Origin of the sequence: Parabacteroides sp. Y3-G-102 (assembly GCF_023656845.1) — a bacterium.
Lineage (GTDB): Bacteria > Bacteroidota > Bacteroidia > Bacteroidales > Tannerellaceae > Parabacteroides > Parabacteroides distasonis.
Genome location: NZ_JAMOKU010000001.1, coordinates 126942 through 139744 on the forward strand (window position 1 = coordinate 126942; position 12803 = coordinate 139744).

Annotated in this window: 8 protein-coding genes and 1 pseudogene; all 9 read right to left on the minus strand. The window is 43.7% G+C overall.

From position 1 onward, the window contains the following. Window positions 1–28: 28 nt before the first annotated feature. Window positions 29–517: a DUF4249 family protein gene (locus tag NBH16_RS00680; protein WP_227793767.1), complete on the minus strand. Its 489-nt coding sequence runs from the start codon at window positions 515–517 to the stop codon at window positions 29–31. A 14-nt stretch (window positions 518–531) separates the two neighbouring features. Beyond that, on the minus strand, window positions 532–1158 hold the full coding sequence (locus NBH16_RS00685; protein ID WP_121960882.1) for a DUF4249 domain-containing protein: 627 nt from the start codon (window positions 1156–1158) through the stop codon (window positions 532–534). Between the two features lie 27 nt (window positions 1159–1185). Next, complete coding sequence (locus NBH16_RS00690) at window positions 1186–2253, minus strand: DUF4249 domain-containing protein (protein WP_227793768.1); 1068 nt, start codon at window positions 2251–2253, stop codon at window positions 1186–1188. A 199-nt stretch (window positions 2254–2452) separates the two neighbouring features. Further along, window positions 2453–2872 (minus strand): hypothetical protein, encoded by a 420-nt coding sequence (locus NBH16_RS00695; RefSeq protein WP_129984379.1) that lies wholly within the window; start codon window positions 2870–2872, stop codon window positions 2453–2455. Between the two features lie 153 nt (window positions 2873–3025). Further along, entirely contained in the window at window positions 3026–4762 is a 1737-nt protein-coding gene (locus NBH16_RS00700; protein WP_121960885.1) for a RagB/SusD family nutrient uptake outer membrane protein, read from the minus strand. Between the two features lie 40 nt (window positions 4763–4802). Further along, window positions 4803–8090 (minus strand): SusC/RagA family TonB-linked outer membrane protein, encoded by a 3288-nt coding sequence (locus NBH16_RS00705; RefSeq protein WP_121960898.1) that lies wholly within the window; start codon window positions 8088–8090, stop codon window positions 4803–4805. 374 nt (window positions 8091–8464) lie between these two features. Continuing rightward, entirely contained in the window at window positions 8465–8872 is a 408-nt protein-coding gene (locus NBH16_RS23530; RefSeq protein WP_502921407.1) for a DUF302 domain-containing protein, read from the minus strand. A 12-nt stretch (window positions 8873–8884) separates the two neighbouring features. Beyond that, window positions 8885–10762 (minus strand): annotated as a pseudogene (locus NBH16_RS00710) (glycoside hydrolase family 35 protein); the annotation flags it as partial. 129 nt (window positions 10763–10891) lie between these two features. Beyond that, window positions 10892–12535 carry a diphosphate--fructose-6-phosphate 1-phosphotransferase gene (locus tag NBH16_RS00715; RefSeq protein WP_005855923.1) on the minus strand — a complete coding sequence of 548 codons (1644 nt, stop codon included), beginning with the start codon at window positions 12533–12535 and terminating at the stop codon, window positions 10892–10894. Window positions 12536–12803 lie beyond the last annotated feature (268 nt).

The window sequence follows — 12803 nt, forward strand, 5'->3', positions numbered from 1 at the left end:
ATGATAAAAAATATATCCACCTCAATAATCAATAATGATCCGTAGGCCACCAAGAAGGTCTATCCTTTGTACCTCTACCACCATTTGTACAATCCACGCATCTATACTCGGAGTACGCCACATCTAAACTTAAAATATTAAACCCACTCGCATAAGCCTCAGAAAGATTTTTAAACGTAGAAGCCGGAATAACAGAACAACTAGATGCTTGCTGCTCATATAGTTCATCGCTAGTTGGCAGATATATTGACTGATGAGTGATCGTGGCGACATCCACATAGCCGATAACGGGCTGTCCCGGACAGGTAACGCATTTCACATTCCCTTTATATTCCGCAGGCAACGGGGCGAACAAGCTCCCCGTTTGGCTGATATTTTTCTGTAGATTAGAGAGATACTTATAAGCGTCTTTACTTACCAAGGCTTGATAGACATCTATATGATAAAGGTATGAGAGCTTATCATGATCGGGTTCTATCTCGATCAACTTATGTTGATAGATAAGATTCTCTGTCAACTTTTCCGTACTTCCTAATATAATATGATTTTAGAACTATCGCTTCCCCAACAATAATATAGGTTATTGGAAGTCTTAAAGTCGAACATTACAATGCCTTTCCCCGGAATGTACGCAGCGTTCGCCTTATACCGGGCGTGGAATTCCCAATCTTCTTTATAGGTCCACCGGTAATAAGGAGATTGATCCAAAGGATCATGTGAGGTTACGCAAATATATAAAGGTTCCCCTTCCCCTTTCTTCTGCCAAGAGATACTATCTATCTCCGGGATGATCAGCGGAGATAAATATTCGGATTGATAAATATCATCCGCAATCATAATATTCAAACGATACTTAGAGGAAACATCCAATTCTCCTACATTTATTACATATTCACCACTATCCCTTAATTGGCTATTAGAAATGACAATTCCTTTATCATTCTCCACGGATAGCTTAGCGTTATTCACGTATTCCTTACCCGAAAACTTTTCAGACATAGCAATACTGCGACTTAACTTTATGATCGTTTCCCCGCTGGTAATCGTCCCATCCACGACAAGCAGACCCTCAAGCTGATTCTCGTAATTAGGCTCATATTCGGAGACACAAGCTCCCATCAAAATACATATGCTTATAAATAAACCTAGCTGTTTCATAAGTCTTCTTTTTTCCAGAATTAACACCTATAAATGATCCGTAGGCCACCAAGAAGGTTTATTCTTCGTACCTCGGCCATCATAAGTACAATCTACACAGCGAAAGGGCGCATAGCGATTAGGAACAGTTGGCGCCCCACTATAAATATAATAAGTATAACCATCCGGTGCCATTCCTGTCAAGATATTCTTCGCACAGTCATAAGAAGTCTCATAGAAATCTCTTAGCTCCGGCATAAAGCGTTTCATAATCGTTGTACTGGTTACATCCACATAACCTAATACCCATTCCTTCGGATCGGATACGCAAACAATGTTACCCCTCACCTCGGTAGGTATAGGAGAAAAGATGCTTCCTGTTTGCTCTATATTTCTTTGTATATTCTTAAAATACTCATAAGCCTCTTTCCGTATGCGATTCTGCTGAACTTCTATATAATAAAGGATTTTCAACTTATCATGGTCTCGGGGGATCTCAATTAGTTCTTTCTCATATATAAGATTTTCCGTCAACTTATCCGTTGTCGCCAATAACATAACTTTTGAGCTATCCCTTCCCCAGCAATAATAGGTATTTTGTGACGTATGTCTTTCAAACATATAGAATTTATCATTCAAATATCCGGCGTTCGCAAACAGATCTGCGTTAAATTCCCATATTTCCCGATAACTCCATTTATAATAAGTAGGTTCAAGCTCATTATCATGTGTCGTGACACAAATATAGACAGTTTTTTCCGATGCTGGACTTTCAACAGATATACTATCAATGGCCGGAGTATCTAGAGGGGATAAATATTCAGATTTATATTCTTTATCATTCCAATTTATTGATAATCTATATTTATACGCAGGCTCTAACTTATCAACCTTTAAAATATAAACACCTTCTTCGCTTACGCTAACAGGCTCAAAAGTAAATCCTTGGTCACATTCGATAAAGACGTTCGCATCGGTTATCGATTCTTCTTCACCAAAATCATCCAATATTTTTACGCTACGGCTTAATCGTATCTCTATAGAACTTGGCTCGTATTCAGATACACAAGCAAATATAAAAAAGCATATACTTATAAATAAACCGAGCCATTTCATAATTTTGTGTATTTATTGTTTACTATTACAGTCCCTTCATTATAACCGATAAAGAATAAAAGGGATGAAAAGCAAAACGATTCTTTCCACCCCCTTTATAAAAAGGTTCTTGATCAATAAATAAAAGACTAAAGAGAATCTACCAAGTCTTTTTTTATTGGATACTTATGCTATACTTTTATCTTTAACATCGTATGTGTCACAAACTATTACTACACAAATTAGGCAAATACTGTCCTAGCACATCCGGTTCCTTTAAACAAAGTTCACCAAAAGGAGATGTTGTAACGATAGTCGCAGATCCATTCAAAGTATGAACATACAATACAGCATCACACGTCCGATCTCCGCGATATTGAACTATGCAATGAACTCTAATCCTCTTAATACTAGAAATAGTATTATCCCATTTCACATCAACGGTCTGCCCCCACCCAATAAGAGAACCTCCATCAATTTGCCAATTGTATAGATAATTAGGATCTATTATTGATGTTCTTGCAGTATAACTATGTGTAGATCCAGCAACAACGTAATCTTCACCAATGATATCTACAGTCTGCGAAAAAGCACCGATACAGAATAATTGTAGTATAAAAACAAATAATAACTTTTTCATGAGTTCATTAATTAGATCTAAAAACAAATAATACTATTATTTAGACATTTAAGTATAGGATATTCATCAGTAAATACCCTATACTTTAGTAAAACAGAGATTTATTTCCTGCTATTAGGAAATATAGTTCGATACAAAGCTTTTTAATTAATTTTATTTCCAAGCATCCGGCTGAACCAAATAAGGTTTGCCGCTCTCGTCATTACCCATGGTCAAGATCTGCTCATCCGGAACGGGGAACATGGTCTTAGTTGCAGGCAAATAAGAGGCACCCGCAAATTTCGGAATGTATTTCTTCTCATAATCGATATAAGCCTTCAACTCCGCAGCCATCACATCGCCACCCCAACGTTGCAAGTCAAACCAACGTTGTCCTTCCATCGCTAACTCAAGCTTACGTTCCATACGAACAGCCTTGATACAGGTATTCTTATCAGAGAAAGCAGCGTGAGACGAGGGATACTCAGCGATTTTATAATTAGCGGCAGGTTTACCGTCCGCTTTCACGATATTGACATCCAATGAAGCACGTTTACGAATCTTGTTCACTAGCTCCATAGCACCTCTTAAATCACCATCATTAGCCAAACATTCCGCATAAAGCAACATAGCGTCACGTACACTCAAATATTGGATATTCATGGCAGAACCCGGTGCCCAACCACCGGAGAAGCTTTTTCCTCCCAACCCTGCGTCAGACTCAGCCTTGCTATATACGTGTTTCTTCGGCATGAACACACCACCGTTAACAGGGTTACGTACCCAGTCCGTAGCAGGCAGACCCCAATCTTTATACGGAATACCCAAACGTCCTACAGCGAAATCCAAACGTGGGTCTACAGCGATAGAGTTATCATTAACACTCACCTTATCCTCGTCTTTATTCGTCACGGAAGGTTTCGCACGGTATTCACCATTCAAATAAGGCAAACCATTAGCGTCAACCTGATAAGAGTTAACCAACTCATATGAAGGCTGATAAAATCCACAACATCCACCTGGGCCTGAATTATGCGGATAACACAAGGACATACCCGAGTTGCCATTATCATTAGCATCCACAGAGAATTGGAGCTCAAAAATAGATTCAGCGGATTTATTATCGAAATTGGTATCCCAGTTAGTAGACATATTATCTTGCAATCCGAATCTTATACCCGCATTTGTCTTACCATTGTCCAAGAGATCCTTCAAGATAGGCTTGGCGGCGGCCATATCGCCCTTCTGCATAAGCATCTTTGCCTTCAATCCCTTTGCGGCCCATACATTGATACGTCCGACCTCTTCTTGCGTATCCGGCAGGCCTGCAATTGCCTTATCAACATCAGCGAGTACGTTCTCGTAAATGTCTTTATCATTATGTATCATCGGATTATTATCCGTTGCTGTCTCATCATAATACGGGATAAACGGACCAAATACCTTTATGCTCTCGAAATAAAACATGGCACGCAAGAACATCAGTTCTGCCGTACGTAAACTTTTCCTTTCCGGAGATAATGCCTCAACATTATCCATTACGTTCAAAGCCTTATTCACACGCTTCACCCCTTTATAAGTCCACTTCCACTTTTCGTTCAAGTAACTATTTGTAGATACCGTGTTATATAGCTCCATCTCGTTCAAAACGGACTGATCGCCGGGGTCTGATCCCTTATTGGCATCACCACCATACATGCCACCCATAGCCCAGTTAAACGGACTGGCTCCCCAATCGTTTTCCGTAAGGTTCGCATAAGCATTTATAACCAGCAACTCTACTCCATCAGGCGTAGTCAACTGCGCCTCGTCAATACTACCCTGCGGAGATTTATACAAAAAATCCTCACCACAAGAACCCAAGGTCAATAGAGAAGCAAACCCTAGGGTTATTATATATCTATATTTCATAATATAATCTTTTTCGATTTAACAATAACAAAGCTCATCATCAGAATGCGAAGTTTACGCCAAACAAGAAACGCATCGTAGTAGGCCATCCTCCCATATCCATACCTCTTCGTAAATCGGAGCCGTTACCCTCGGATACGTTAGCATTCGTAAACTCCGGATCCAGACCCGAATAACCGGTGATCGTCAATATATTCTCGGCCTGCACATAGACACGCAGGTTCGAGATCGTGGCCTTCTGCATTAATTCCTTCGGGAATGTATATCCAAGCACCAAATTCTTCAGACGTAAGAATGATCCATTCTCAACATAATACGAACTTGAGTAATTTCCCGAATAACCATCTTGATAATCAAGAACGGGCAAGATAGCTTTACTGTTATCAGCCCCCGGTTTCCATGACAAGTCGCGCATACGCTCGGACTTATTGCCCTCAAACAACCAAAAGTCTGTAAAGTACTTCGTATTATTGAATATCTCATTTCCAATCGTAGAATACCAGAACATCGTGAAGTCCCAATTCTTCCATGTCACGCTAGCGTTCAAGCCCATGATCAAATCGGGATGCGGATTACCAATAAAAGTACGGTCTTCAGAGTTAAGTTTCTTATCACCATTCGTATCGGCGAACTTGAACTTACCTACCCAACGTTTCGCAGCCTCCAAATTCTCGATGGTCTGTCCTAAAGGAGGTAACGCCATGACTTCTTCCGGAGTCTCATAGAATCCCTCTTGCTTATAACCGTAGAACATAGAGATGGGCTGTCCCTTCGTTGTCCAACAGATCGGATCACCTAAGCGAGCGCCTGTTTTCGTAATCGCATAGTCATCAGCCAAAGATAATTTCGTGATCTCATTCTTATAATGGCTCAAGTTCATATTGATATCCCAGCTCCAGTCTCCTCTTGTATCACGATAATTGAAATTGAAGTCTACACCGGTATTCTTCATATCACCGAAATTGATATAAGGCTTGTCAGACTCACCCGCCAAAGCAGAATAAGGAGCCTCGATCAACATATCCGTGGTCTTCTTTGAGTACCATTCCAGACCGGCACTGAACTTACCATTCAAGAAGGTGGCATCCAGACCGACATTATACATCTCTGTCGCCTCCCATTTCGTATCCTCATTTCCATAACGTTGCAAACGGAAACCCGTAGCCGTAGAATTGTTAGCACCAGTGATATCATAGTTTGTTTTAGTAGGATCCGTTGAATATTCATACGCATAATTAGTCTTACGATTCATCTCGGAGTTTCCTGTTTGTCCATAACCCACACGCAATTTCAAGTCATCCAGCCAATCCCTCGTGTTATCCATGAATGACTCTTGGGATATACGCCAGCCCAAAGATACGGAAGGGAATACACCATAACGATTTGATTTTGAAAAACGAGATACACCATCACGACGCACAATACCTGTAATCAAATATTTGTCCGCAAATGAATAGTCTACACGACCAAACATACCAAACAAGGCAAACTCTCCTTGATACTTAGACTCCGCAATACGACGAGCGTTATTCTCACCCATATTCAAGACCCATGTATCCACATTATCCTCGTAAAAGTAATTATATCGTCTACCTGTCATCTCACGGCCCAAACCGTCGCGAATAGCCTCCGTACCCAACAAAACAGTCAGTTTATGGATATCATTGAACGTGGCATTGTAAGTCAACGTATTCGTCCACATCCAGCGATAGTTGAAGCCACTCTTCTCTTCCAAGTTATTATCACCCGGAGTCTCTGAAAACTCAAGGTTCTTCTTCTCCATGCGATAAGAATAATTATTGGTATAATCTATACCAAAATTAGTACGGAATGTCAAACCTCTGTATAAATCGACCTCAGCCCACAAGTTTCCGAAAATACGATTATTAGTCCAATAGTTTCCAACCTCTCTTTTCTTGATCGCCACAGGGTTTTGGAAATTCCCAGTTCCAGCGAATTTTGAACCAGCGAAATTCCCAGCGATATCATAAACAGGAACAAAAGGAGAAGCACGATAAGTCCATGAATAAATATTACTTTCAGCAGCCTCAGCCGTACGTCCTAAATCTTTCGTGAAAGAATAAGTTAGATTCTCACCAACACGTAACCAATCACGAACATTAAATTGAGTATTCGCACGTACTTGGTATCTTTGATAATACGTATCAATCACTGTACCATCTTGTTTAAAATAGTTCGCACTCAAATTATAAGTTCCTTTCTCTGTACCACCTGCCAAGCTGATTTGGTGATTCTGCATCATAGCAGGACGGTCTATCTCATCCCACCAATCTGTATCAGAGAATGGAGCTAATGTGTTATCCGGATAGCTATACGAGTTAGGATCAATATCTTGACGACCACCAGCTCCCGCTTGGGTCATATAATTAGGGATAATTGGTTTATCGCCTGTCCCAAATTGCACGTGAGAAGGTTTCTCATCAGAACCTAGCAGAGCATAGTTATTTGCTTTTGCTGCCCATTCTAGATTCAAACGATCCATAGAGTTCAATACATCATACTTTTTCCCGGTTTTCTGAACACCAACATAACCGTCATATGTCAATTTAGGTTGTCCGGATTTAGTACCCTTCTTCGTAGTGATTAAGATAACACCATTCGCAGCCTGCGCACCATAAATAGCCGCAGAGGAGGCATCCTTCAATACCTGCATACTCTCGATGTCATTCGGGTTCAAGGAGCTCAAATCTTGATTACGGGTAGATACACCATCAATAACATACAACGGACCATTGTCATTAATCGTATTGATACCACGAATACGAACCATTGTCTGGGAACCGGGCGCACCAGAAGCACCCACATACACACCGGCTGCCTTACCTTGCAACTGCTGAGAAGCAGAAGATCCCGAAGAGGCCAGCAACTCTTTCGTATCGACTACCGCCACAGAACCAGTGATGTCCTTCTTCTGCTGCGTACCGTAACCTACTACTACAACCTCATCTAGGTTTTGCGTATCTTCTTTCAAAGTCACATTTACCACTTCTCCCGAAGCAGGAATTTGCTGAGATACATAACCAATGTAGGAAACGACTAAAATGGAGTTGGGCTCAACTTCCAAGGAATACTTACCGTCAAGGTCGGTAATCGTACCGTTTGTAGTACCTTTTACTACAACATTCACACCCAAAAGGGGTTCACCCTTTGCGTCAGTTACCGTACCGGTAACTTTCTTAGCTTGCTGGGAGATGGACACATTCGCGTTAGACGCATGGATTGGAGGGGTTACACCCGCACCGACCATAAGGAAACAAAGTGCCAAACCCAGTCCGCTTTTAACAAAAGCCAACTGTTTGTTCATCATAACACAAAAATAGGTTAACATTAATAATTATATCCACTCTTCGGATACGGGTACAAATATAAATTATTATTCTTAATAAACAACAATAGTATGCATATTTTTTCACATTCCCTTGAACTTGCGGATATGTGTTCGTACAAATAGCTATTATAGACCCAATAAGGCTTATTCTTGTTAACAAAAAGACACCTTCACAAGAATCAACAATATGTTAAAAACCGCATAAAAAAATACAATCTATTCCTAATTTTTACTTTTAAACCTTATTATCAATCTACAGCACGGTAAACGAGTCTCTTGGGCCATATAAAAGAAAAGAGGACGCCGTTTTACCGACATCCTCCTAAGCTCTTATCGCATTAGATCCGTGAGCCTTACCGGCTGCCGGCTATCGATTTACTCACGATATTCGTTACGGCCTCTTGCATCTTCTCGATGACGCCGCTGTTTTCCATCCCGTATTCGGAGGCGATCGTCTCCAGATTCGGGGAACCAATCCAAACCTTGCCGTCCGCATCTTCCCAAACGGAGATACGTAGCGGCAGCTCCAAAGAGATAGACGGATCTTGCTGCATCAATAAAGTCCCGACTTTCGGCGAGCCGAAGACGATCACCTTATTCGGAGGCAGCTTCATCCCTACCTCGCTAGCGTTTCGCCCATGATCGAACATGGCGAACACGGAACCTCCTTGAGACTTGATAATCTCTTCGATCCGCCGCATCGTCTCATCCACGCTAAACGGGCTTACTGTTTTTTCCATCAAACGATTCTTTTTCTCCATGGCTGTAATTTTCTTTAGTTTTGTCAAGACAGGAGTCTTGACCGTCCGTACGCTCGACTTCCGGTCATTATTCAGCTGCTCATAAATAACGATTTTATTCTCTCCTTTGTTCAGCCATACGTCCGGTATGTAAAGCGTTTGCTGAGGGCCGGCGTACCAATAGCGACCGATATTGATGCCATTGATGAAAATAATGCCCTTTCCCCAATCCTCCATATCGATAAACGTATCGCCGGTATCGGACAGGTGGAAGGTTCCCTCGTAGAGAACCGGCTTATTCCCCAACGCCGCTACCTCGGGCGAGCCATTCTTATAGACATAAGGTTCGCCGGAGGCTAAAGCCGGCATCCGGTCCATCGGGAGCTTGTACATCTTCCAGTCCGATATCTCGCTGCCGTTAATCTTGACCGGGCTGATGATCCCCTTCGTATTGCGGACGATCTCCTCGCCATAATTGATACGCCCCATGTTCTCCACCAAGATGTCCAAGGTAGCGTTGAACGGGATATCGATCTCCATCGCATATTGGTTGAAACAACGGTTTAACTCGCCGACACGCTCGCCATCCACGTAGATCGTAGCGTAATCACGCAAGCCCGGTATCTCCAGACGGCCTTTCAGGGGTTGGTTGAAATGGGTTGAGTACAAGACGTAGCCGTATCCTTGGTTCAATTGCTCGAACGTGAGAGGTGTCGGAGACGTTACCGGTTCCCCTTCTTTCGCCAAGGCCAACACATCGGCTACCTTCGTCAAGGAGATCGACGGGATCTCGATCAGCGGTATAGGGGCCGGAGCCTCGGGGACGTCATAGGTGACGTATTTCCGGATCACGTTGCGGATCGAGTCGAACTTCGGGGTTACCCAACCCGCCTCGCTGATCGGGGCGTCGTAGTCGTAGCTGGTCAAATCCGGCTGGATATCATGCTTCTTGTCGTAATTGGCGCCACTGGTGAAGCCGAAATTCGTACCGCCATGAACCATATAGAAATTGAAAGAGACATCGTTTTGGAGGTACGTCTCCGTCTGCCTCGCTATGCCGGAATCGCTTATATCGGGGAATGGTTCCGCCCAGTGCATCAGCCAACCGGGATAAAACTCGGCTACCATATACGGGCCTACTCCCCCGTGATACTCGTTCACCACCTTTTTCAAGTTCTCCACGTTGCTCTCCCCGTTCGCCGTAGGCAACGCTCCCGGGGTGGAACCGCCCTCGAACAACCAGCTTCCGTCCGAGGTGAACAGAGGCACGTTGAAACCGGCGTCCGCCAATTGCCGCTTGATCTTGGCGTTGTAGCGGCGATGCTCCTCCAAGGGGATATCCTTACGTTGCGCCACGTAAGAGCCGAACTCGTTCTCGGCCTGCACCATGATGATAGGGCCGCCTTTCGATACCTGCAAGTCGCCGACCTGCTCGTAAAGCTTATCGATATAAAGCTTCGTGCGTTTCAAGAACTCCGGGTTATCCCGGCGGATCTCCATGCCCGGTATATTCTGCAACCACCACGGATAACCACCGAACTCCCACTCGGCGCATACGTAGGGGCCGGGACGGAGGATCACCATCAATCCCTCCTCTCCCGCTATCCGGATATACTCGGCCAGATTCTTGTCTCCCTCGAAATCCCATTTACCCGGCTCCGTCTCGTGCAGGTTCCAGAAGACATAGGTAGCGACCGTATTCAAGCCCATCGCCCGCATCATCCGAAGGCGATGCCGCCAATATTGGTGGGGGATACGAGGATAATGCATCTCACCCGAGAGGATCGGGGTTACCTTCCCGTTTACATAAAAATGACCGTCCTTGATCTCGAACGTACGTTTCTCCTTGGCGAACGAGCCGACAGGTATCAGCATCAAAAGGAGCAATAGATAGGCGATTTTCTTTTTCATGGAATCCATGTGTTATAAAGATTTATTTTTAGGTTTAAGATCTCGTGGCAAATGTATGTAAATAAAAAGAGGATGCCAAATAAATGACATCCTCCCTAGCTTATATATTATATAATGTATAAGTCTGTATTAAGCTTGCTCCAACTGCAAAGTCTTAGTCGGCTGGTCGCAAACCTCCGTCGGGCCGAAGTACTGGATCGGACCCGGGTATACGTAGCTAGTAGTCAAAGCCCACTCGTCACGGTTTGCGGCGAACGCCTTGAAAGGAGCGCCGTCAAGCTTAACCAAAGCCTTCTGGATAACCGGCTTCATCTCGCCATGACGTTTCTCCATGTTCATCATCATAGTAACAGGGATACCACCGGCGATCCATTGATCAGCGGGAGCGGTCGTGTTACGTACGGAAGACATATAACCTGTCTTACCGGCGGCGATCAAGCAAGATGCCGTGTAACCCAAAGAGTAGCAGTAGTCTGCGTCGTAGTTAGAAGGAGCGGCGCAACGACCCTCGTAACCGAAGAAGTGGTGTTGTGCGGCGAACTTGCCTACGTACTTGCCCTCGGCTTTCCACTCAGCCAATTTCTTGCCAACCATCTCAGACAATAACTTCTCGGTCTCGATCAAAGAAACCTGTACGTTTCCGTGCGGGTCACGATCCAAAGACAGCTGACGAGCTACGCCCTCCGGAAGAGAAGCGTACAGATCAGAGTTCTCCTTCGTCAACTTGCTGATGATATAAGCACGTTGCTCGCTCTTCTTGATCATCTTGAACTCAGCGTCGTGCTTAGCCAAGAAGTCGTTCAACTCGGCGATCAAGCGTTTCATAGCCGGAACGAACTCGATCAAGCCCTCAGGGATCAATACCGTACCGAAGTTGTTACCCTCGGCGGCACGCTTAGCCACGATACCAGCCACGTAAGTAACGATATCGTCCAAAGACATATTCTTCTCCTCAACCTCCTCGGAGATGATACAAACGTTCGGTTGAGTCTGCAAAGCGCACTCCAAAGCGATATGAGAAGCGGAGCGACCCATCAATTTGATGAAGTGCCAGTATTTCTGGGCGGAGTTACAGTCACGTTGGATGTTACCGATTACCTCGGAGTAAACCTTACAAGCCGTGTCGAAACCGAAAGAGGTCTCGATCTGGGCGTTCTTCAAGTCACCGTCGATCGTCTTCGGGCAACCGATTACCTGTACGCCGGCACCGATAGCCTTGTAATACTCGGCCAATACGCAAGCGTTCGTGTTAGAATCGTCACCACCGATAATAACCAAAGCCTTGATATCAAGTTCCTTCAAGATCTGAAGACCTTTATCGAATTGCTCTTTCGTCTCTAATTTCGTACGACCGGAACCGATCATATCGAAACCACCCGTGTTACGGTACTCGTCGATAATATCAGCCGTCAATTCCATATATTTATGATCGATCAAACCGCCCGGGCCCAAGATGAAACCATACAGACGAGAATCTGCGTTGTGAGCCTTGATACCGTCGAACAAACCAGCGATCACGTTGTGACCACCGGGAGCCTGACCACCGGAAAGGATCACACCAACGTTCATGACAGGCATAGCCTTCTCCTCGTTACTCTTCTCGAATGTAACGATCGGCATTCCGTAAGTGTTCGGGAACAATTTCTTGATTTCTTCCTGATCGGCTACTGATTGAGTATACTCGCCGTCAACGGCTTTCACTGCACCTTTCAACGCAGCGGGTACCTTCGGTTGGTAAGCTGCTCTTGCGATTTGTAATGCACTCTTTGTCATTTCTTAATTGATTTATTTAGAAATTATTTGATACGTGTTCAAAAGTGACGCGAATATAAGGAAAAAAATCCGTATTAATAAAAAGACAGGGGGATATGTTCATTGAAAAATCACCCTAAAATTGGTTCCGAAGGAATGATTAACACTTTACAAGCCGATTTCCTAAAACAGGTCTGACAATATAGATCAACTCCTTCATCGTCCGCCCCAAATACATAATACTTTATCGTATAAACACACCTTTTTAGCTCCTTTACATAAAGACTTT

What these genes read in the sequence shown, in the direction of transcription:
- NBH16_RS00685 (WP_121960882.1), bottom strand. Translation starts at nt 1,158, where the DNA reads ATGAAACAGCTAGGTTTATTTATAAGCATATGTATTTTGATGGGAGCT.
- NBH16_RS00690 (WP_227793768.1), bottom strand. Translation starts at nt 2,253, where the DNA reads ATGAAATGGCTCGGTTTATTTATAAGTATATGCTTTTTTATATTTGCT.
- NBH16_RS00695 (WP_129984379.1), bottom strand. Translation starts at nt 2,872, where the DNA reads ATGAAAAAGTTATTATTTGTTTTTATACTACAATTATTCTGTATCGGT.
- NBH16_RS00700 (WP_121960885.1), bottom strand. Translation starts at nt 4,762, where the DNA reads ATGAAATATAGATATATAATAACCCTAGGGTTTGCTTCTCTATTGACC.
- NBH16_RS00705 (WP_121960898.1), bottom strand. Translation starts at nt 8,090, where the DNA reads ATGATGAACAAACAGTTGGCTTTTGTTAAAAGCGGACTGGGTTTGGCA.
- NBH16_RS23530 (WP_502921407.1), bottom strand. Translation starts at nt 8,872, where the DNA reads ATGGAGAAAAAGAATCGTTTGATGGAAAAAACAGTAAGCCCGTTTAGC.
- NBH16_RS00715 (WP_005855923.1), bottom strand. Translation starts at nt 12,535, where the DNA reads ATGACAAAGAGTGCATTACAAATCGCAAGAGCAGCTTACCAACCGAAG.